Raw genomic sequence first — 21293 nt, forward strand, 5'->3', positions numbered from 1 at the left:
ATGTCGGACTTCTAGAAATGAGGGGTTAGTATGGATTTGAATGAAATCCCGGTAAGACATGTCAGCGGCGTGAGTGCTCCCAAAGCAGGGGAGCTTCACGCCTTTGGTATCTCTACGGTAAATGAATTAATTGAATATTATCCTTATCGATATGAAGATTACCGACTTCGCAGCCTCACAGAAGTGAAGAATGGAGATAAGGTGACCGTTCAGGCGAAAATTATGGGTATTCCCGTACTACAGCGATATGGACGTAAGTCAAGAATGACCTGCAAAATGGTAGCTGATGATTGGATGTTTACGGCGACCTGGTTCAATCGTCATTTTTTACGTGAGCAGTTAATAGCAGGACGCGATATCATTGTAACCGGCAAGTGGGATATGCGGAGAAGTCAACTCACTGTATCGGAATCAGAGTTTCCTGATAAAGGAACACTCCGTAGCGGCAGTCTTCAGCCCGTCTATTCGGTTGGCGGGAATATAACCCAGGCATGGATGCGCAAGACGATTGGACAAGCCCTCTTACAGTATGGTGAGATGATTCCAGAAATTTTGCCGGGATATTTACTGCGTCAGTATGATCTCATGCCGAGACGATTCGCGATTCAGCGTATTCATCAGCCACAGGATAATGAGGAAGGACAACAAGCGCGCAAGCGTATGGTATATGAGGAACTGTTTTTGTTCCAGCTAAAGCTGCAAGCGTACCGGGCGATGAATCATGAACGGCAGGACGGTGTGCAGCATGAGGTGGAAAATAAGACGGTCAGAGAATTTGTGCGAAGTCTGCCTTTTGAATTGACAGATGCGCAGAAAAAGGTAGAGCTGGAAATATTGCAGGATATGCGTTCACCGTACTGTATGAACCGTCTGCTGCAAGGCGATGTAGGGTCAGGTAAAACAGTGATTGCTGCGGTTGCTCTGTTTGCGGCAGTAAAGTCTGGGCATCAGGGAGCCTTTATGGTTCCAACAGAAATTTTGGCAGAGCAGCATGTACGTTCTTTAACTAAGCTGTTTGAACCGTTTGATATTAGTGTCGGGCTGCTAACCGGGAGTGTTAACGGACGTAAGCGTAAGGATTTGCTGGCTTCATTGCAGATGGGATTGACGGATATTGTTGTCGGTACACATGCACTGATTCAAGAGGATGTATTTTTCCGTTCGCTTAGTCTTGTTATTACGGATGAGCAGCATCGGTTCGGGGTAAATCAGCGCAGCATTTTGCGGCGAAAAGGATTTAATCCCGATGTTCTGACGATGACCGCTACGCCGATTCCGCGTACACTTGCTATTACCGCTTTTGGTGATATGGATGTCTCAACCCTATCTGAGCGGCCTAAAGGGCGGAAGCCAATTTCTACGTATTGGGTAAAACACGATATGATGGACCGCGTACTTGGTTTCATCTCACGTGAAATATCACAAGGAAGACAAGCTTATGTGATATGCCCGTTAATCGAAGAGTCGGAAAAATTAGATGTACAGAATGCAATCGATTTGTTTGTTTCAATGTCGCAGGCTTTTCCTGATTTTCAAGTTGGGCTGCTCCATGGCAGAATGACAGCTGCCGAAAAGGACGAGGTTATGCGTGCTTTTTATGAGAACGAAGTGCAACTGCTGGTATCCACGACAGTAGTTGAGGTTGGTGTGGATGTACCAAACGCTACGCTAATGATCATAATGGATGCGGATCGCTTTGGTTTATCTCAGCTGCATCAGCTGCGCGGGCGTGTAGGACGGGGAGAGCATGCATCCTTCTGTGTGCTCATTGCAGATCCGAAGTCGGAGATCGGTCAGGAACGAATGAAGGTCATGACGGATACGGATGACGGCTTTGAAGTGTCCCGGCGGGATCTTGAGCTTAGAGGTCCCGGCGACTTCTTCGGTACGAAGCAGAGCGGTGTACCGGAGTTTCGAATCGCCGATATGGTCAGCGATTTTGCTGTTCTGGAGGCGGCACGCGATGATGCGACACGTCTCGTTGGCGATCCGTCTTTCTGGACTTCACCTGAGTGTGAGCCTCTGCGCAGGTATTTGAAGCGTGAAGAAGTGCTGCAAGGCGAATTGATTGATTAATGGTGACGAATAACTAAATTTTGGTACGGTGTACAGCCTATCCGTCATATATTAGAAAGAATTCGGAATGACGGTAACGGGAGGTGTACACTCTGCCAACTTATCATCAGTATGGAATCAGTCCACAGCTTGTGGAACGGGTCAAGCTTAAGATGAAAAACCCGGCAGTGAAGGAGCGGATCAAGAAGCTTGTTGACGGATTGACTAAATCTGATTTGCAGGATCGAAGTAAAGTTCGAAGACTTGTTAAATCGTCAGCGAGTATTCTAAATGAGAATTTGAGCGGTGCTCAGGAGGAGCAACTCGTACAGTTCGTTATTGCTCAGAAAATTGATCCCCGTAACACGTTGCATCTCATTAAGCTTTGGAGTATGTTTCGCTAAGTAAAGGTTAGAAAAATGGGTGATCAGCTGTAAAAGAAGCCAGAATGTGTTTAATGGATGGAAGGGTTGCAGTAATGCAATCTTCCTCTTTTTATTTTGTAGTGTGTTTATGGCTTGCTTTTTAAGTATAATTGGAGTATTTTTATATTGACATGACAGTAGGTCGAAAAAAAGGAGGCATATGATGACTCCGCGTACAAAAGAGCAAAATGAGATCATTCGCATTCGTCGGATAGCTCAAATTGTAAAGGCCGCGGCCGATGTATATTTAGATAAAGGCGTGCTAATGGAAATTCGAGATGTGGCTGCTTCTGCCGAGTTAGGCTATGGGACGGTATATCATTACTACAAAAACAAGACTGATTTGTTGCATGATGTTTTGTGGCAGGCGATGGAGAGAGCGGCAGTAGAGATGGCCGAGCTTGTTAACTCGGACATCGCAGCAAGTGCTAATCAAAGAAGCTACACTGGCTGGGGATCACGGCTGTTGAAGCTATGGGCTAGAGATCACGGCTTATATTTATTATGTCAGCTGGGTGGAGATCATTTTCGATCGCTTCCTGAACAGTTCGCGGGTGCGCTCACAGTAGCTTATCATGAAAATGTGCTGCGTCCTGTTTCGGCCATGATCGAATATAGACAAGAACGAGAGGTAAAGGAGGCAGGAGTTTCACCGCCTCGGCAAGCTGAGCTTCTGCTTGCTGCTTTGACCGGCTGTGCATTACTACCTCTCAGGAGAGGAACACTTCATACTGAGGCCGAACAAATTGCTCATTTTTTGTTTGAGGGTCGAGATATTTCATAACATTTGTATTATATTTGTTTGAGTTAATAACAAGGAGTGGACTTAATGATAATTCTTAAATCGCCTAGAGAAATTGAAGAGATGAAGACGGCGAACCAAATCGTTGCGGATTGTCACCGTGAAGTTGCAAAAATAATTAAGCCAGGGATCAGCACAAAGGAAATTAATGATTTTGTCGCCAGACATATTATCAAGCTCGGAGGAAAACAATTTACTAAAGGGTACAATGGGTTTCCTGCTGAGACTTGTGCATCGGTAAATGATGTTGTAGCACATGGGTTTCCATCAGCTAAACCGCTAAAAGACGGCGATTTGCTAAAGCTTGATATTGTTGTCGAATATGATGGATGGTTCGGCGATTCCTGCTGGTGTTATACAATTGGAGAGGTTAGTCCGGAAGCGGAGAGATTGATGAGAATCACGAAGGAGTGTCTGGATATTGGTATTACCAAGGCGTTGCCTGGTAATCGACTCGGAGATATCACTTCAGCAATTCAGCAGCATGCGGAATCGAATGGTTATTCTGTTGTGCGGGATCTGCTGGGTCACGGTATAGGACGTACTCTTCATGAGGAACCAAGTTATGAGCATATTGGTGTCGCGGGAAAAGGTATTCGTCTGAGAGAAGGAATGGTGTTTACTATTGAGCCAATGATTAACGAAGGCACTTTCCGCATTACGATTGACGATGATGATTGGACCGCAAGAACAGCTGATGGCAAGCTGTCAGCACAGTTTGAACATACCATTGCCTTGACAGCAGATGGACCTCTTATTCTGACGGCGCAGTAATCGCAAAATAAATAAACTCGTATGCTATCTCGAACAAATGGGTGCATACGAGTTTATTTTTTTAGTTTACCAAATACGACAACTCCGCTTGAGCGACTTTATGCTCCCCTACAAACATTTCGCAATATACTTTGGATAATGTCCCCAGATTCACGATGTTTTGAGCAATGCTTTTAATGGTATCTCCAGGCTCGACACGCTTCAGAAATTTAGTTTTGTTCACGCCGACGAGGAGTCCGTCTTTGCCCTCCAGAGAATTTTTATTGCTGGAAAAATCGTGATAAATGATGCCGCCGGTCTGTGCCATCGTCTCGATCATGAGTACGCCTGGATATATCGGCTTGTAATCAAAATGTCCAACACTCCAAAATTCGTTGAAGGTAACATTTTTAATCGTTGTTGCCGAAAGCATGTATTCATGCTCAATCACTCGGTCGATCAATAGAAATGGATAACGCTGAGGCAGAGCTTCTTTTATTTTATTAATGTCATACATAGTCTATTTCCTTTCACAATAAGTAACTACAATGATGTTGGAGCCGCGGTATTCCACGTATACATGTACAGTTTGCTGCGTATTTGCGATGTGCCAGCCTCCGTCATGGCTTTTAAGTGTTCTTGCTGCAAGGAATTCATGTAAAGGCATCTTAAGCAGCTTGGATAAGGATTCTTTGAGCCCCCATATTGCGGTGAGGAGAACATGGCTTTCGGACCGTCTAATTTGTCTCTGCATGTTATGGATCTCAGATTCTGTTGTAAAAAAAGTACTCATATTTATGAATCTGTCTACACTTTCAAAATCACAGCCGAGATTATATGTAGAACTTGTTATCTGAATAGCTTCGTTACCACAGTAGGATCTGGAGTGCTGAACGTGATCAGTTCTGGCATAATCAAGATCCAAAACATTGCGGAATTGATCTCTGAATTTTGATTTTTTGATCCCTTTAGACGTATCCTGAACTGAAAAATGGTAATGCTGCAATTCGATAGTGTCTGGTAGTTGTTCCACAAATGTTAATGAAGATGTTCCTACTAACATTAACTCGATAGACCGCCATCAATCGTAATGGTTGTTCCCGTAACATAACTAGACATCCGAGAAGCAAGGAATAACACGACGTCTGCAACTTCCTCTCGTCTGCCAATACGTTTGAGCGGAATGCGACTGACCATTTCTTTTCTACCTTTGTCCTTGAGATCCTCGATCATATCTGTTTCGATATAGCCGGGAGCAATCGCATTAACACGAATATTGTATTTGCCTAATTCTTTGGCTAATGAGCGGGTAAAACCGATCAAGCCGGCTTTAGCTGCAGAGTAATTCGTCTGACCCATCGTGCCAACAATCCCGGATACGGAGGACATGTTGATGATGGAGCCTGCTTTTTCATTCAATAGCATCTTGTAGGCAACAGATTTAGTGATGTGAAAAATACTATTCAGATTAGTGTTGATAACCTCGAACCAGTCAGTGTATGACATCTGTACCATCAGCTTGTCCCGGGTAATACCTGCATTGTTGACGAGGACATCAGGCACGCCGAATTGATTGTATATGCTCTCAAGGGTAGAAGTAACCTCTTCGATATTTGTGACATCCAGTTTAAGACAATGCACTTCGTTTCCTCTGGCCTTGATTCGCTCACAGAGGGCTTCTGCTTTCTCTTGATTGCTGTTATAGGTGAATATTACATTTGCCCCTGAGCAAGACAATTTGTCAACGATGGCTTCACCAATACCTCTGCTGCCTCCTGTAACGAAAACCAGCTTGTCCTTTAACATGCGGCAGCCTCCTTCGCAGCAGTGCTCCTCAGCAACGCTGCTGAAATTTTAGACTCCTCAAAATCAGCATCTAAAACGAGGATATTTCCGTTAGAGTCGGCTTTGCCAGATTGAAGTCCAAACAGGATCGAATTCTGGAACGAGGAGGCAAAGGATTCACCAAAAAAGTCCCTCGGAGACAACATGCTGATTACCTCAGGTAGATGATTCTGAACGAAATTACGTTCTAGCCTCCACTGCGGTGTGCCTTCTTTTGCTGACAATAGGACGGTGTGAATATCGCTAGGAGAAAGGTTGGATTGCACTAGCCACTTATCTAACATGCGATTCAGACAATCCTCGTAATCAGCTTTCAAAAATAATTTATCGCTTTCTTTTTTTACGGCGAACGATTGCGCTCCATACAAATAACCAAGTACGTTGGCATTCCTGCTCTGGGCATGCTCTTCAGTTTCCATAGCGAGCAGGTTGCAAACCTCAGAGAAACGTTCCGGCTCCTGTTTTGCTGCCAGTACAGTGAGGGCCTCTGTAACTTCATCAACAGCAATGGAGTATGCAATTTTTGATTTGTCTGATTGTAGCATACGAATTGCACTAATGATTCCGTCGCTTCCTCTTTCCGAGATCATGGGTCCATGGAGCTGAAGTGCTCTGCATATGTAACCAATGCCTGCATTAGGGACTGTCGCCGAGAATAGAGTAGGGCTTCCCATATCATAGCCTTCGTTCTTTACTTGCTCGATGTAATCTTTGCATACTTTATATGGACCGTATTTTGAAGATAGGACGATTCCTGTCTCCTCTAAAAAATCCTGAAATTTGGCGTCTTTACGATGCAGACTCATAGTCGTGTATAGACAGATGCGGGACAGTCGATCTGTTCTTCTTACTTTAGGCAAAGATTTGAAATCACGCTCAATCGTCTTAATCCCATAGTCCTCAGTTGCTTGATAATCCTCCAAGTGATCTCCGTATCCCGAACAGAGTACACTACCTGTAATGCAAATGTTCATGCTATAACACCTCTTCGGCTAATTTCTTAACGACGACACTGACGCAGTTCCCTCCAAAGGCAAAGGAGTTGCTAAGTGCATAGCTGTATTCCATCGGTACGGCTTCTGTAGGTAGAACAATAAATTCACTATGCTCCATAGGATGATCTAGTTCAAAATTCGGTATCATATACTGCTCGTGCAATGCTGAGATAGTAGCAGCCAGTTCAATGACTCCTGCGGCCGATAAAGTATGGCCTGTCAAAGATTTGATTGAAGAGACGTATACCGGAGACTGGGAGCCATTGAATGTCTCCTCAATCGCGAGCAATTCCATGGAATCATTAGTTGAGGTACCTGTTCCATGACCATTGATATATGAGATTTGCTCTGAGGTTACTCCGGCCTCTTTCATCGCTCTTTGCATCGCAAGCTTTGCTCCAAGTCCTTCTGGATGCGGTGCAGTAATATGGTAAGCATCATTGCTTATGCCATAACCGAGCAGTTCGCCTAGAATAGTAGCGCCCCGGTTGATTGCGTATTCGTATTCTTCAACGATCAGAAATACGGAGGCATTTCCAAGTCCTACACCATCGCGATTATTAGAGAAAGGCTGAGAACCAATACTTCCTAAAGCACCCAGACTGCTGAATCCGGAATGCTGCATCAGAGTAATCGTCTCGATTCCCCCGAGCAGTACGACCTTATGGTCGTTATACTTGATCAGATCGAGCGCTGTTCCTGCAGCGATCCCTCCGGCAGAGCAAGAGGAGTCGCATACGGTAATTTTGCCGTTAAGTGGAATCGATTGCTGAACATAATGTGAGAATTTTTCCCCAAACAAGCTGTCTTCTCCTGAAAACGTTCTATAAAGAAAAGTGTTCGTGTCTTCAGTGGATGTGGCGTATACGAGTCCAACCTGATGTTTGATTTCAGCTAAGTGCTCCACTGAGATCGATGCATTCTTCATTGCTTCTTTTAAAGAATCCAATCCATATTCATTAAAATCAATTAATGTTTTCGTTCTGATTTTGTCGTGATCCATTTGCGTGGTTCGTTCGAGCGACTCTACGGAAATAACTCGCAGCTGCTGTCTTGTCTGAGTAGTCTGTTGCAGCTCAGTTTTAAATTGTTCATAGTTGTTGGCGAAGGCACATTGCACACCAATGCCTGTAACAACAGCTCTAGGCATATGTTGATGATTAAGGTTCGAATTAGACATTTTTAACCCCATCCTTTTTGACGACGAGATAGACCAGAAGGATTCCAAGACATAAAAATGTAGTAAAGTAGGCGGAATACTTCAGGAACTCACCGGATGATAGACCAAACAAAACTTCCGATTTATTGAACATAACGATCCAACTTGTCGGAAAAAAGGAAGATATCTGCTGTAAAATGGTCGGCATAATTTCGCGAGGCCAGAGCTGCCCGCTAAGCATACCGAGCGGCAATACCACTACGGGAAGCAAGCTGAACCCGATCTTTGAATTTTTGGAGACAGCTACAATGATTTGGCCAATGATCGCAAGACACGCTACATAGAGAATGATTCCGATGTTGATATGTAGAAAATGCGGCGCAGTTATTTTTGTTCCGATTAAGAAATTGATAAAGCCATGACCGATAAAAAACTGTACCATTCCAATCAGAACGAACAGGATCGTAGACTGGATGTAATAAACAATAGAAGCGACTGGGCTAACCAAAATTCTTTCGTAAATTCCACGTTCTTTATCCTTCAGGAAAATGAGAGAAATTGAAACGAGAAGAAAGAAAATGTCAAAAGCAAGGACGTTGACGAGCCCAACATAAGTATCTTTAGCTTTATTGCCCTCGTATTGCTCAGCGATGGTAAAGCTGCTCTGCTTCAATCGTTCAAGTGCTGCGCTAAAATCGTTAATATCCTCGAATGATATGCCTGCGATTGTTTTGGTAGCGGAAAGGAAGCTGTTCAACTTCAACTTAAGGGGGATGGAAGTACCGTCATCCGTTAATGAGAAGCCGCGAATTTTGGCATAGCTCATATTGTCCATTACGTCCTGCTGAAGACCTTGCTCAATGACGATAGCATATTGCACCTCGTTTTTGATCAGCTTATCCTCGAGTTCCTTGATCCCGCTTGTTTGTTCGACAAGCACATTGTTTTTACTAAGCTGTTCGATCAGCAGCTTGGATAATTCATCTTTGGACTGGTCTACCACACCAATACGATATTGAAAATTACTCTGATACTGTTGATAGGTGGTGTAGATGTGAACGACAGGTAGACAAAGTACGAGAAGGAACATGATCCAGTTGCGGCTGATGCGATAAAGATAGAAGTTAAATATCTTCATTCACTTGAACTCCTTTGTATTTGCTCAGCATCGTCAGGGATACCAGAATGCCCGCAGTGATCACGAGCAGAATAGTAAAGGTGTAAGGCAGTAAAAGTTCATTCTGATAAATGTAAGTAAAATACAGCGTCTGAATATAAGTTACCGGCGATATGAAGCTGAACAAACCAAGATCGATACGATAGTATCCTCCAGCTATAAAGATCATGACCGGTATCCCGATGTTGGTGATTAAATTAAGGAGTTTTCGGTTGTTAATATACACACCAAGCAGCAGTCCGAGTACGTTAAAGAACATAGAGCCAAGTAAAGTAATCAGGAAAATAATGTACATATGCTCCCCAAAGTACACATTGAATACAAATTTGGAGAACAGGATTACAATTGAAGCTTGAGCAAAGGAAACCAGCACACCCGCAGTAAATAAGCTGATGATCGTAATGATCGGTGGAATCGGTGATATGCGCAGCTTAACTCCAAGATTGCCTTTGAAATCCTGATGAATATTGTTAATTGAAAAAGAGAGGCCGTAGAACAACACAAGTACAGTCATTGTAACGCCGTAGTAATTCATGGCTGTCGTTTTAGGCTGCCCGGAGATGTCGGAGTCAGTAATAAGCTGCTCAAATACGAACTGATGACCGTTTTCCTTCTGCGGCATAATTTCATAAGCAATACGGAGTGAATTCGTTGCGTCCGTTAATGTTGATAGGGTAACCGCAATAATGCTCTGCTCGATGGTATCCTTTTCTTTGTATAGAACCGTAAGCTCCACGTCTTCACCGTTGCTCATTAGCAGATCCGTGTCCTCGGGTACGATCAGTACAGCTTTATAAGCGCCTTCCCCAAGCTTGTGACGTGCTTCAGATACACTGGCAATTTCCGTTGCTATTAGCAGCTCTTTAACCTCATCATCTGCAAAAAAACCTTCAAGACTAGGCTTGTATTGTTGACTACCAGATTCGTAGACTACACCGATCGGGACATGCTTGACAGGCTTGGGATTGTAAATGGAAGAAAGCGACGTTCCTAAAATACCGATCAGCAAAATCGGAAGTACAATCAGATTCACTAGAACAACTTTCTCCATGAACATTTTTTGAAAAAAGTTAGCTATTAAGATTCCGAAGCTTCTCATCATAAAACTCCTAATCCATAAATTTGCTGTAATCTAACCTGTCTGTACAATATCGCTAGCCAAATTATTTCCGGTCAACTCAAGAAATGCGCTCTCCAGTGTGACATCTGACAGCTGAATCCGTTTAATTCGATGATTGAAATTCGTTTTTAGAGAAATGAGCTGGTTGAAAGAGTCCTCCGCTTCAGTCGGAACCTTGATCTCGACCTCTGTGTCCGAACGGAAAATTGCCCGTTCCTTAAATTCGGATAATAGCTGTCTTTTTTCCTCATCCTCAAGAGGCTCATGAAATATTACGTTTAGTAGTTCGTTGCCGTTCTGACGTTTGAGTTCCTCCATGTCACCTGAATAGAGGACTTCTCCGTTGTTAATAATGACGACCTGGTTGCAGATCGCTTCAATTTCTTCCATGTAATGAGACACGTATATAACAGTTTTTCCTTGCTGCTTCAGCTCTTGAATGGACTCCAGAATGTAATTTCGGGATTGCGGATCTACACCTACAGTGGGCTCGTCCATAATAATGAGCTTGGGATTGTGCACGATGCCGCACGCAATATTAAGGCGTCTCTTCAAACCGCCCGAAAATTTCGATGGCTTGTCCTTCGCTCTGTCTGACAGCTGAACGAATTCGAGCGCCCGATCAACATGCTCCCTGAGTTCTTTTCCTTTAAGTCCGTAGATTGAGCCAAAAAACTTCACGTTTTGATATGCTGTTAAATTTTCGATAATAGCAAGATCCTGAGGGACATACCCGATCATTTTCTTAATTTCTTTATGATGGCTCTTCGTATTCAGAGAAGCGATCTCGATCGTGCCCTCAGATAGCTTGAGCAAGCCTATAATGAGCTGAATCAGGGTTGATTTACCGGCTCCATTCAAGCCGAGAAATCCAGCAACATTATTTTCTTTAATGCTGAAGTTGATGTTGTTCAACACTTGACGAGATTTGTCATAAGCAAACTGAACATTTTTGATATTTAACATATCCATGTCGCAAGGCTCCTTACGATCTTAATTATGTGTTATGAAGTAAGCTCTTAGTTGCCACTATTGATCAATTGTTTCTCCTTGATCTTGTCAGCGAGCGCTCTGATCGTTACGAATGCTCCGGAATCACCTTCTGACAATTCAATGTTGAAATGGCGTTTTACCAATACAGCCAGCTCTACGGCATCTACAGAGTCCAGACCGTAATTCTCAACATCCTCTTGATCGAAGAGCGGGTCATCAATTCCCAAGTGGCCGATATCGTCCAAATCGAGCTCCAGTTCCTCAATAATTAGATCACGCAGTTTAGCTTGTAATTCGTTCATCTTCAAAACTTCCCTTCAAATGGATTTTATGGTTATAGACTATAAAGTCTGTAAACATTGTGGTGTGGTCGATATGTTCCCACGTTCTTGAGAACACACCGATTTCAGTAAAGTTTGGAGATAAGGATTCATCTGTAAATAATACATATTCCTCGTCTTCAGGACCCTTGTAATAAAGCAGCAGTCCATTGTCCGAGTCGCGGCGAACCTTAAGCCTGACAGAGCGCTGCAGGTACTGTATTTCCTTTAACGAATAATCCGACAGCCTCTGCGGGACAAATAGTGACATCTTTATATTTTGAAGTGGACCGAACAGTACGGTCTCATGAGGATAAACAATAATAATGCCGCTCTGAAAAGGTAAACCCGGTTCATTGTCATTCTCGATGGCGATCTCCAGGACATCAAGATCATCACTTTCATCGTCATTTTTCCATAGGAGTTGAAAAGCTTCATTTTCTGAGATCCATGTATCCGTTTTGCGGAGTGAACTATGAGTAATGCTCATCACTTCTTCGTCAAGCTGCCAGCTGACGTTGGTTTCGTTCAGCATTTGTGAATCATCCAAGAGCAGTTGCTCAGACCGTTTTAGGCCAATCTCTAATTGGGTCTCTGCATCCTTTTGAAGATATTGAAGTATTAATTCCCGCATATGGAGCAGCAGACTTTTTTCCAGTTCGGTATACTGCTCAAAAATAGATACGGAGCCTTCAGAGCCAGCGAGACTGATCGGGATTTTCATCTTTAATTCGCGAAATGCGGATATTAGCTCCTCGAAATAAGTGGTATCGATATCCAGGGATTTAAAGACATTATGTAATATTTTGAAATAGGTATTCTTGTGATTGAACTTCATGAAAAATTGATGGATTTGTTCTGCTTTGCTTTCATGCTGAGAGATCATTTGTTCGAACTCGTGATCTTTATAGGAATCTATATATTTGGTAAGAATATGAAGATTAGCTTGGAAGATGAGCTTAGTGTTGTTGGTATGCACAGACGATAGCTGCTGAATAGACCAGAAGTAAGGTGCAGATGAAGTTTGAAAGTGCGAGAAAAACAACTGATTTGATTCATAAAGCGTGTTCCAGGGAATAACGAAATCTTCATAGAGGGTGCTGGAGCCACTTTTTAAATGTAGATTGTCAAGAATGTAGTAGCGCCGGGTTGCCTCGTCGTAGCCTTTCATGATGAAATAATGGTCATTGTGCTTCGTTTGATACGATGCATTGTAGTAGATGTTGAATATATCCCCCGGAATGATGAGACGCGCCTTCTCACTGATTCTGGTATTAATTTCTGAGTAAAATTGATCCTCGCCAGAATAGTAAACTTTCTCTGCAACTACATTAAACAGAGGCGAGAGAACGTTTCCATTACTCTCCAGCACAAAGTCATCATTCTCTGTTGCAGAGATGCTTTCAGGGAAAAAAGTCCAATTCAGAAACATAGCCTGTAAAAAATTGTTGAAATATGAGCTGTGATAAGACTTTAAAGCTATAGACCATGCTCGGAAAAAACAGTTTACTTCATGCCACGAGTAATCATCATCATAATTGGGCTTAAGTTCTTTTATCATGAATTTTCAGGCACTCCTCATATTGTGCAATCGTTTGTCTATAATCTATCATTTAGAAATCATATTATCAATATTTTTCTTTAGATGAATAATACTTCAAATTACCCATAATTAACCTGTTGAATTTAAGAATATTAGTTCGTATTGTGAATATGATAAGAACAAGCGTTCCTATTATATTATGGATTTTGGCTCTAGGAGTGAGATGCATGAAGCCTATTCCTCGACAAACAACGGAAGAGGCGGATTTTGTAAAAGAGTACATGCTGCTTCCCTTGATGCTGGATGTACTTGAAAGAGACAGATCTGCTATGGATTTGGCAAATTTGAAAATGTCGGAGGTATACGGTGGTCTCATTGGTCTGCTGCAGAAGGCGGCGACAGATGATTTGTCTCGAGTGCGCAAAAGCATGCGAGAACACGGAATGAAAGTTTATGAAGAACGGCGAACCAGTATCGGAATTGAGGCGCGCTATTTGTGTCGGGGATACCACTATGAGTTTTCTATGCTGTGGGGTCTCATTAGAGCAGAAATCATGCAGCGGCTCTGTTGCTATTTAGGTATCGATATAGCAGAAAAGGGGATATTCTCATGAAGTCAAAAGAACGGGTGGTTATGCTTGGAGATTGTCAGTCGTTCTATGCGAGTGTGGAGAAAGCGGATCATCCACAGTACAAGAATCGACCGCTTGTAGTGGCAGGCGACCCGGAGCGGCGCTCGGGAATCGTGCTGGCAGCGTGTCCTGTTGCGAAGCGATCCGGGATTACGACAGCAGAGACGTTAGGAACGGCGCTGGCGAAATGTCCTGAGGTAGTAGTGATGCGTCCGAGAATGGAGAAATACATTCAGGTCTCTATGCAAATTACTGACATTATGAAGCAATACACGGATTTGGTAGAGCCGTACAGCATTGATGAGCAGCATCTGGATGTAACGGGAAGTTTGTCCCTGTTTGGAGACCCTGTTACACTTGCTGGAATGATTCAGGAAGAAATTATGCGGAAGACGGGGGTCTACAGCCGATTCGGCATCAGCTATAACAAGGCGGTCAGCAAAATGGCATGCGATAACTTTGCCAAAAAAAATGCGGACGGCATTTTTTGTCTTCCCAAAGAACGATTGCAGGACATATTATGGCCGCTCCCGATCCGGCAGATGTTTATGGTGGGTTCCCGCATGGAGCAGCATTTCCTGCGGATGGGCATCCGTACGATCGGTCATTTGGCGAATGCACCATTGTCACGCATAAGAGATCGCTTTGGGGTGAACGGAGAAATGCTGTGGCGGCTTGCGAACGGGATTGATCATACACTGGTGAACCCGAACAGTCATCAGGGAGAAAAGTCAATTGGTCACGAAATGACGCTGCCGAGGGACTATTATACGGTGTCGGAAATTGCGGTTCCTCTGCTGGAATTGACGGAGCTGGTTTGTAAGCGATGCAGAACCAAAGGATACATGGGCAGCGTTATTAGTGTATCTTGTCGGGGAGCCGATTTTAATCAGCCTACAGGATTTTCCCATCAGATGAAGCTGCCGGATCCGACAAATGTGACCAATCAGGTATATCGCGTTGTAATGAGCTTGTTCCAACGGCATTGGGACGGTCAGCCTGTTCGTAAAGTTGGCGTTACGGTATCGACGCTTGTACAGGATGATGAGTATCAGCTGATGTTATTTGATGAACGGCCAAAGTATCAGGCATTGGAAAAAGCTACAGATGAAATTAAACGGAAATACGGAGAAACAGCAATTCTTCGAGCAGTGTCTCTAACAGATTCAGGTCAGGCACGTGATCGGTCTGGTAAAATTGGCGGTCATTATCGATAGAAGACAATAGGAGAAAAGTCATCCAACAGGGTGCGATGTCCTGAATAACGGGAGAGGCGTCTAAGTTGTGCAAAAAGTTACAAGACCTAATCGGGACCAAAGTATTTTTTTTTGTTATATCCAGCGTAGCTTAAGGTCGAATAACGGCGTTTCATCAGGAGAAATCGATATCTGACATCCCGTGAAAATAATAACTGCAAATCAATCATAATACTGAAACTATTCCAATATTCTTTTCAATGTGGAACAAATTCAGAATTACTTTCTGGGAAAGAGGAGCCAATTATTATTAGTCCATCGTGAAAAGGGCCCAGTCGCAAAACAAGTCCATCAGCCTAGTTAGGATACCTGATCACTTGGTTAAATATAGGAGTAATAATTTTTGAGAGTATAACAGTGGAGGTGTAGAGGGCCGTGCTGTGTATAGTCGCCTGCATATAAATAGATAGCGAGGTGGGGAGAGGTAATAATCGATGACTACTTTAGCGAAGAAGAGATTAGCGATTTGGATTGTGTTCGGTGCCATATTGATTGGCGGAGGAGTGTTTCTTGTCTCCTTGCTTTTACCGACTTCTATTACCAGCTTTGCAAGTCCTAGTGGCGCCAAGGTGAAATTTCAGACTTCCGGTGACCGGATTATGGAATACGAGGGTGAAGACAGCTGGAAGGAAATTTTTGTGAAGGGCGTCAATTTAGGAGCCACAGTGCCCGGTCATTTTCCAGGGGAATTTCCGTTAACGGAAGATGATTACTTGCGCTGGTTCAAGCAGATGGATGATATGGGAGTGAACGTATTCAGAATCTACACTGTCCATAATCCGGTATTTTACAAGGCATTGGTTGATTACAACAGAGATAAGGGTGATGACCCTCTATATTTTATTCAAGGAATTTGGTCTCCCGAAGAGCAGCTAATTGAGTTGAAGGATGCTTATAACGAGGAGATCAAGAACAAATTCCATAGTGAAATCGAGAAGGCAGTCAAGGCTGTATATGGCGATCTTAAAATTGACGTACAGTCGGGGGAATCCGGCGGGAAATACACAGCAAATGCAGGACAATACTTGATGGCATGGCATATCGGAACTGAATGGGACCCCGAAATGGTGGATAACACGAACAAGGTACACGCAGGAACGGAGCCATACCAAGGCAAACATTTTGCTGCAACAGAGGCTGCCAGTCCATTTGAGAGCTGGCTAGCGGAATTGATCGACCAGACGGCGGAGCTGGAACGCGGCTACGGCTGGGAACATCCGATGACATTTACTAACTGGGTGACAACTGACGTACTAGAGCATCCAGGAGAGCCTTTGTTTGAGGAAGATTTGGCATCTGTAGATGCTACACATATTAAGCCAACCGACTGGAATGCCGGATATTTTGCAGCATATCACATATACCCTTACTATCCGGATTTCTTCCACCTTGATAAAACACTGGAGACGATCCCGGACGGCAAAGGTGACTATAACACCTACAAGGCTTATTTACAAAAATTAAAGACTCACTATAAGGATATTCCTATCATGGTAACGGAGTATGGAGTTCCATCGTCGCTGGGAATTTCCCATTTGGGGAAAGGCGGGAGAGACCAGGGGGGGCATAGTGAGGAGGAACAGGCTGAGATCAACGTATCTCTTACACAGGATATTTATGACGAAGGATATGCTGGTGCAATTTTGTTCATGTGGCAGGATGAATGGTTCAAAAAAACATGGAACACGATGCGCTTCGAAATTCCTGAAGACCGTCGTTCCTACTGGCTCAATGTGCTGACAAACGAGAAATTGTTTGGGGTTCTGTCCATGAGTCCGGGCAAAGAGGACGCTCTGAAAATCGACGGTAATTTAGGAGACTGGGATTTGTTGCCTGAAGGAGAGGTACAGTCCTGGGATACACCATCCTCTGGAATTGAGCGTCTTCGCGTAGCACATGATGAGGCATATGTGTATATCGGTCTGAATTTGAGCGAAGATTTTGATCCGAATGAGCGGGAAATATATCTTGGTACAGACATCTTGCCAGGTGGAGACCAACCAAAGAAGGAACTGCCTGGGGTCACGCTTAGCGATGGACTCGAGAATATGATTGTTATTGGAAAAGATGAAGATACGCAGGTCAAGGCTGCGCCATCTTATGATTTCCATCGTCGTCTCTATGGAGAATACGGATATTGGATGCTCCAAGAGCAGACGAAGGAAGAGAAGATTGAATTTCAGCCATGGAAGCTGGCAGTTAGTTTGCTGATGACACCGCCAGATACCAGGCTGCCAGGACCGTTTCAAGACATGATTGTCGGGCAGCTTCAGAGGGGGACATCTGATCGCAGTGCTGCAGAATTCAACTCTCTTACTTCATGGCAATACAGCGGTAACGAGATAGAATTGCGAATCCCATGGATGCTACTCGGGTTTGCTGATCCAAGCTCATTGCAAGTGATTGATTACGGCCCACTGAAGAAAAATCGCACGTTTACGCCAACGACTACGCAGGGAATTACTTTTGTGCCTTGGATAGTGGAGCGCAATAACGAAGCGTCCTGGCCGGGGGGCGGTGCGACCGTGGATATAGGGAATCTACCCAAATATACTTGGTCTCCGTGGGAGACTGTGAAATACAGCGAACATTTGAAAGAGAGCTATTATGTTCTGAAAAACTTCTTTGAGAATTTACCGGAACGCAGCTCTGAGTAAAAGGAGGAATTAACGTTCATGGAAGCCCACTTAACGATAGCAATCTATTTCATTTACGTTTGCCTCGTATTAATTGGAATAGGTATTGCGCTATTGTTCTTTATGAAAATCAGGCATATTCGAATACAGCGAAAAAAAGAGTTCTATCTTCAGAAGCATCAAGACTATTTTAAGTTTATACAATTGCATTTGAATGGGGTTAGCGCCCTTCCCTTGCCTCCAGGTTCATTGACGAAGTTGGAGAGAAGGGTGATTCAGGAGAAATCAATTGAATGGATTGAGCAGCTAAAAGGCGATTTACGCGAAAAACTGATTACGCTCTGTCAAGATGCAGGATTTGTACAGGACGACATCAAGCTGCTCGACAGTTTGTTCTATGGACGCAGAATTGCGGCGGCATACCGACTTGGTGGCATGAGGTCGGCTGAGGCAGTGCCAAGACTTCTGTCTATGATGGAGCAAGAAAAATACAGTGCGCTGACGATTGTGCTGGCTCGCGCCATATCCAAAAGCGCAGAGCGTGGAGATCAGCTCAAGGAAATGCTTCATCATCTTCTTCGTCATGGAAAGCCGATTCATAATATGGCTGCCGACATCATTATGGAGACTCGGCTTGACGCGAGCCGCATTCTGGTGAAGCTGCTGGAAGATGAAAATTCAGATTTTGTAAAAGTGGCTCTAGCTGCGATGTGGGGTCAGGCAATTCCGGAAGTTGTTCCTGCGCTCGACCGCCTGGTTGTAGCAGAGGAGAAAGATGTCCGTGCGGAAGCAGTCAAGTTATATTTGAGCTCTAATCCGGTGTTGAAGGATGAGACAATTAGAGACTTGATGTCAGATAGTGATTGGGAGGTTAGAGCAACAGTAGCCAAATCACTGGGAACGATGCATGCGGCAGGGAGCATTCCACTTCTTCGTACAGCATTGCAGGATGCCAACTGGTGGGTGCGGAACAATAGCGCCGAGAGTCTTGCGTTGCTGGGAGAGACAGGTTTTGAGGTGTTATGCCAAATCGCCAAGCATGGCTCGGGAGTAGAGCGAGAAATTGCGCTCTATCATATTGAGCGGACGATGCTTCAGGATGGCGATCATCAGAAACTCGACCAAATGGTAGCCTACAACAAAAAAAAGCTGCTGTACGAACGGTATTTCGGTGTTTCCGAGAGTACGAAAGTTCGTCAGGTAGCAGCGGTCGGAGGGGATTATACTGCTTAGAGATATACTGCTGATCTATGGGTTGTTCGCTACTTATTATGTAATGACAGTAAATATTATTTACTTTTCAATTATGGCCTTTTCTTTTCGTAACATTATGACCATCTTCCGAAGAGCGGCATTTTCAAAGTTTAATACGCTCTCCGGTTCAGAGCTGGTACCATCCATTTCTTTGCTGGTTCCAGCTTATAACGAAGAGCTGACCGTCATCGAGAACGTGAAATGTCTAATGACCTTGAATTATCCAACCTATGAAGTCATCGTTATTAATGATGGATCTAGTGATGACACGCTGGAAGTGCTTCGTAACGAGTTTGGACTTGAACCTCTGCCGAATCCGGAGATGAGGAACTCGATTGATTGTCAGCCGGTTAATGCTGTCTACTATAATCCTCAGTATCCGCATCTCTATGTAATAGATAAACCGAATGGCGGTAAAGCGGATTCTCTCAATGCAGGCATTAATTTATCACACTATCCGCTTATTTCTTCAATCGATGCCGATTCATTGCTAGAAAAGGATGCTTTGATTCGTATGGCCAGAATGTATATGGAGAACCCTGAGGAAACCGTCGCTATTGGTGGGGATGTACGTATTGCTAACGGTTGTCATATCGAGAACGGTGCGGTAAAGGAAGTTTCTCTGCCGCGTAAAATGTGGCCGATGTTTCAGGCTGTGGAATATTTGAAAGCTTTCCTTGGCGGGCGGATTGGCTGGAGCTCAATCAACGGTTTGATTATTGTCTCTGGAGCCTTCGGGTTGTTCCGTAAAGATTACGTCATCGCCGTGGGCGGATACCGGGGAGGTTACCCGGGCGAAGACATGAACATTATTATCAAGCTTCATCGCTACATGCTGGAGAACAAGCTTAAATACCGGATCGCCTTCTGTCCTGAGGCTGTATGCTGGACTCAAGCTCCGGATTCGTACCGAATTTTGTCCAATCAGCGTAAGCGCTGGGGACGTGGTAATTTAAAAAACATGATCGAGAACTACGACATGGCGTTCAAACCGAAATACAAGGTTATGGGGCTTCTAACGATGCCTTACAATATTATTTTTGAAGCATTGAATCCTTATTTCAAAATAACAGGACTGCTGGCATTGATCGGTTACACGGTGATCGATATGACGCACTGGAGAATTTTGCTGGTGTTCGGGCTAGTGAATATTCTTAGTGGATATTTGCTCAGCATCGGTGCGTTGCTACTGGAGGAGCTTGCATTCAAGCGATTTAACAAAGTGTCTGATTTAGCCCGCATGATGCTTTATTCAGCACTTAAGTTTTTTGGGTATGCCCAGCTTGGAGGACTATGGCGTATTCAAGGGCATATTCAATATTTGCGTAACAATAACTCATGGGGAACCATGACGAGACAGAGTTGGAAAAGTGATAACGGGAATACCAAATCCGCGTAGTCATCCTGCTTTATATGGAAAGGGGATGATAACGGAATCAACGAGCCAACACCATGGCTAAATATTAAATTTAAGGAAGGCGGGATGAATGGTGCCAAACACAGCATTGCAAAGTGAAAAGGAGCAATACAGCACCTATTTAGATATTGAGCAAAGCGTTAGTGGTACTGCATTTGAGACGAACGGTATTGTGTTCATTTCATGCGCAGGAGGACCTTCTTATATGGAGAAGCAAGTACGCGGCATTTTGGAGTCCCAGCCGGGATTGTCCTTTGAAATTTGGAACGGACAGGAGAACGGAGATATGTTCATTCTTTTGCCCGGGCAATCGTTAGATGCTGTACATTTCCAAGGATTGCTGCTGAAGCAGCGTTTGGGAGAAATTGTAACGGTTTTCGTGCCAAGTATGACGCTTGCAGGCTTTTCCCAACGGGAAGAAATTACTCAACAAGTGTTGAAACAAATGGAAGAGTCTGTGAAGCAAAATCCTACAGGTGATATTCACATTTTTTCGAAAGAGGAAATGCGTTCCGTACGCAGTCGTGTTTTGATCGTTGAAGGTGATGCAACAGTACGTGAGTTTCTGCAAATTCGCCTGCGGATGCAAGGCTATGAGACCATTGTTGCGGATAACGGATTAACTGCTCTTGAGTTAATTGGAAAATGGGAGCCTGATCTCGTGCTGACCGAACTGAATTTATATGGCATTGACGGGCTTCCTTATATTCATCATATTCAGCAGTTAAATGTTTCTGTAGTACCTAAAATTGTTGTGTTGACTGAACAGCGTGTGGAGCAGACCATTAGCCTTTGCTTCCAAAATGGAGTGGATGACTATATTACGAAGCCGTTTTCTCCTGTTGAACTGGATGCGCGAATCCGTCGTTGCATTCAATAACAATCAGAAAAGACAAACAGATAACTGGAGG

20 protein-coding genes are annotated in these 21293 nt (G+C 43.9%); 10 read left to right on the forward strand and 10 right to left on the reverse strand.

Translation table 11 applies throughout. The annotated features are described in order from the left end of the window. Positions 1-30: 30 nt before the first annotated feature. The 4 genes from recG to map all read left to right on the forward strand — a co-directional run bounded on the left by recG (position 31) and on the right by map (position 4056). Complete coding sequence (gene recG / locus BLS49_RS07020; protein ID WP_091227856.1) at positions 31-2076, forward strand: ATP-dependent DNA helicase RecG; 2046 nt, start codon at positions 31-33, stop codon at positions 2074-2076. Between the two features lie 92 nt (positions 2077-2168). Beyond that, the gene (locus tag BLS49_RS07025) at positions 2169-2459 is read left to right on the forward strand and encodes a stage VI sporulation protein F (protein ID WP_091227927.1); all 291 of its coding nucleotides are present in this window, start codon (positions 2169-2171) and stop codon (positions 2457-2459) included. Between the two features lie 184 nt (positions 2460-2643). Continuing rightward, positions 2644-3264, forward strand: coding sequence for a TetR/AcrR family transcriptional regulator (locus BLS49_RS07030; RefSeq protein WP_091227858.1), 621 nt, complete (start codon positions 2644-2646; stop codon positions 3262-3264). A 45-nt stretch (positions 3265-3309) separates the two neighbouring features. Then, complete coding sequence (gene map, locus BLS49_RS07035) at positions 3310-4056, forward strand: type I methionyl aminopeptidase (protein ID WP_091227860.1); 747 nt, start codon at positions 3310-3312, stop codon at positions 4054-4056. A 61-nt stretch (positions 4057-4117) separates the two neighbouring features. Here map and fabZ read toward each other — a convergent pair whose 3' ends face one another. From fabZ to BLS49_RS07085, 10 genes are all read right to left on the reverse strand, one after another. After that, the gene (gene fabZ / locus BLS49_RS07040; RefSeq protein WP_091227862.1) at positions 4118-4552 is read right to left on the reverse strand and encodes a 3-hydroxyacyl-ACP dehydratase FabZ; all 435 of its coding nucleotides are present in this window, start codon (positions 4550-4552) and stop codon (positions 4118-4120) included. 3 nt (positions 4553-4555) lie between these two features. Beyond that, positions 4556-5098, reverse strand: coding sequence for a 4'-phosphopantetheinyl transferase superfamily protein (locus BLS49_RS07045; protein WP_091227864.1), 543 nt, complete (start codon positions 5096-5098; stop codon positions 4556-4558). Beyond that, a complete protein-coding gene (gene fabG / locus BLS49_RS07050; RefSeq protein ID WP_091227865.1) occupies positions 5098-5841 on the reverse strand; it encodes a 3-oxoacyl-[acyl-carrier-protein] reductase in 744 nt (247 codons plus the stop codon). Before fabG ends, BLS49_RS07045 begins: the two co-directional genes overlap by 1 nt. Next, positions 5835-6854, reverse strand: a complete 1020-nt coding sequence (locus BLS49_RS07055; protein WP_091227867.1) for a beta-ketoacyl-[acyl-carrier-protein] synthase family protein — start codon at positions 6852-6854, stop codon at positions 5835-5837. Before BLS49_RS07055 ends, fabG begins: the two co-directional genes overlap by 7 nt. Before the next feature lies 1 nt (position 6855). Then, on the reverse strand, positions 6856-8055 hold the full coding sequence (locus BLS49_RS07060) for a beta-ketoacyl-[acyl-carrier-protein] synthase family protein (RefSeq protein WP_175471339.1): 1200 nt from the start codon (positions 8053-8055) through the stop codon (positions 6856-6858). After that, the gene (locus tag BLS49_RS07065; RefSeq protein ID WP_091227870.1) at positions 8048-9172 is read right to left on the reverse strand and encodes an ABC transporter permease; all 1125 of its coding nucleotides are present in this window, start codon (positions 9170-9172) and stop codon (positions 8048-8050) included. Before BLS49_RS07065 ends, BLS49_RS07060 begins: the two co-directional genes overlap by 8 nt. Then, positions 9159-10244 (reverse strand): ABC transporter permease, encoded by a 1086-nt coding sequence (locus BLS49_RS07070; RefSeq protein WP_175471340.1) that lies wholly within the window; start codon positions 10242-10244, stop codon positions 9159-9161. The genes BLS49_RS07065 and BLS49_RS07070 overlap by 14 nt, the downstream gene beginning before the upstream one ends. Before the next feature lie 99 nt (positions 10245-10343). After that, positions 10344-11303: an ABC transporter ATP-binding protein gene (locus BLS49_RS07075; RefSeq protein WP_139173109.1), complete on the reverse strand. Its 960-nt coding sequence runs from the start codon at positions 11301-11303 to the stop codon at positions 10344-10346. A gap of 47 nt (positions 11304-11350) precedes the next feature. Continuing rightward, positions 11351-11626 carry an acyl carrier protein gene (locus BLS49_RS07080; protein ID WP_091227873.1) on the reverse strand — a complete coding sequence of 92 codons (276 nt, stop codon included), beginning with the start codon at positions 11624-11626 and terminating at the stop codon, positions 11351-11353. Next, a complete protein-coding gene (locus tag BLS49_RS07085; protein ID WP_091227875.1) occupies positions 11607-13205 on the reverse strand; it encodes a cysteine peptidase family C39 domain-containing protein in 1599 nt (532 codons plus the stop codon). The genes BLS49_RS07080 and BLS49_RS07085 overlap by 20 nt, the downstream gene beginning before the upstream one ends. Before the next feature lie 209 nt (positions 13206-13414). On the opposite strand from BLS49_RS07085, the gene BLS49_RS07090 reads away from it, so the two are divergent. The 6 genes from BLS49_RS07090 to BLS49_RS07115 all read left to right on the forward strand — a co-directional run bounded on the left by BLS49_RS07090 (position 13415) and on the right by BLS49_RS07115 (position 21262). Then, on the forward strand, positions 13415-13801 hold the full coding sequence (locus BLS49_RS07090; RefSeq protein ID WP_091227876.1) for a YhjD family protein: 387 nt from the start codon (positions 13415-13417) through the stop codon (positions 13799-13801). Further along, positions 13798-15036 (forward strand): DNA polymerase IV, encoded by a 1239-nt coding sequence (locus BLS49_RS07095; protein WP_091227878.1) that lies wholly within the window; start codon positions 13798-13800, stop codon positions 15034-15036. Before BLS49_RS07090 ends, BLS49_RS07095 begins: the two co-directional genes overlap by 4 nt. Before the next feature lie 473 nt (positions 15037-15509). Next, positions 15510-17732, forward strand: coding sequence for a hypothetical protein (locus BLS49_RS07100; protein WP_091227880.1), 2223 nt, complete (start codon positions 15510-15512; stop codon positions 17730-17732). Positions 17733-17750: 18 nt separating this feature from the next. Then, positions 17751-18944: a HEAT repeat domain-containing protein gene (locus BLS49_RS07105; protein ID WP_091227881.1), complete on the forward strand. Its 1194-nt coding sequence runs from the start codon at positions 17751-17753 to the stop codon at positions 18942-18944. A 43-nt stretch (positions 18945-18987) separates the two neighbouring features. Further along, complete coding sequence (locus BLS49_RS07110) at positions 18988-20364, forward strand: glycosyltransferase family 2 protein (RefSeq protein ID WP_091227930.1); 1377 nt, start codon at positions 18988-18990, stop codon at positions 20362-20364. 88 nt (positions 20365-20452) lie between these two features. Continuing rightward, positions 20453-21262 carry a response regulator transcription factor gene (locus tag BLS49_RS07115; RefSeq protein ID WP_091227883.1) on the forward strand — a complete coding sequence of 270 codons (810 nt, stop codon included), beginning with the start codon at positions 20453-20455 and terminating at the stop codon, positions 21260-21262. Positions 21263-21293 lie beyond the last annotated feature (31 nt).

Origin of the sequence: Fontibacillus panacisegetis, assembly GCF_900102215.1 — a bacterium.
Classification (GTDB): Bacteria; Bacillota; Bacilli; order Paenibacillales; family Paenibacillaceae; genus Fontibacillus; species Fontibacillus panacisegetis.

Coding starts and splice junctions, on each gene's coding strand:
- recG (WP_091227856.1), top strand. CDS start 31: ATGGATTTGAATGAAATCCCGGTAAGACATGTCAGCGGCGTGAGTGCT.
- BLS49_RS07030 (WP_091227858.1), top strand. CDS start 2,644: ATGACTCCGCGTACAAAAGAGCAAAATGAGATCATTCGCATTCGTCGG.
- map (WP_091227860.1), top strand. CDS start 3,310: ATGATAATTCTTAAATCGCCTAGAGAAATTGAAGAGATGAAGACGGCG.
- fabZ (WP_091227862.1), bottom strand. CDS start 4,552: ATGTATGACATTAATAAAATAAAAGAAGCTCTGCCTCAGCGTTATCCA.
- BLS49_RS07045 (WP_091227864.1), bottom strand. CDS start 5,098: ATGTTAGTAGGAACATCTTCATTAACATTTGTGGAACAACTACCAGAC.
- fabG (WP_091227865.1), bottom strand. CDS start 5,841: ATGTTAAAGGACAAGCTGGTTTTCGTTACAGGAGGCAGCAGAGGTATT.
- BLS49_RS07055 (WP_091227867.1), bottom strand. CDS start 6,854: ATGAACATTTGCATTACAGGTAGTGTACTCTGTTCGGGATACGGAGAT.
- BLS49_RS07060 (WP_175471339.1), bottom strand. CDS start 8,055: ATGTCTAATTCGAACCTTAATCATCAACATATGCCTAGAGCTGTTGTT.
- BLS49_RS07065 (WP_091227870.1), bottom strand. CDS start 9,172: ATGAAGATATTTAACTTCTATCTTTATCGCATCAGCCGCAACTGGATC.
- BLS49_RS07075 (WP_139173109.1), bottom strand. CDS start 11,303: ATGGATATGTTAAATATCAAAAATGTTCAGTTTGCTTATGACAAATCT.
- BLS49_RS07080 (WP_091227873.1), bottom strand. CDS start 11,626: ATGAACGAATTACAAGCTAAACTGCGTGATCTAATTATTGAGGAACTG.
- BLS49_RS07085 (WP_091227875.1), bottom strand. CDS start 13,205: ATGATAAAAGAACTTAAGCCCAATTATGATGATGATTACTCGTGGCAT.
- BLS49_RS07090 (WP_091227876.1), top strand. CDS start 13,415: ATGAAGCCTATTCCTCGACAAACAACGGAAGAGGCGGATTTTGTAAAA.
- BLS49_RS07095 (WP_091227878.1), top strand. CDS start 13,798: ATGAAGTCAAAAGAACGGGTGGTTATGCTTGGAGATTGTCAGTCGTTC.
- BLS49_RS07100 (WP_091227880.1), top strand. CDS start 15,510: ATGACTACTTTAGCGAAGAAGAGATTAGCGATTTGGATTGTGTTCGGT.
- BLS49_RS07105 (WP_091227881.1), top strand. CDS start 17,751: ATGGAAGCCCACTTAACGATAGCAATCTATTTCATTTACGTTTGCCTC.
- BLS49_RS07110 (WP_091227930.1), top strand. CDS start 18,988: ATGACAGTAAATATTATTTACTTTTCAATTATGGCCTTTTCTTTTCGT.
- BLS49_RS07115 (WP_091227883.1), top strand. CDS start 20,453: ATGGTGCCAAACACAGCATTGCAAAGTGAAAAGGAGCAATACAGCACC.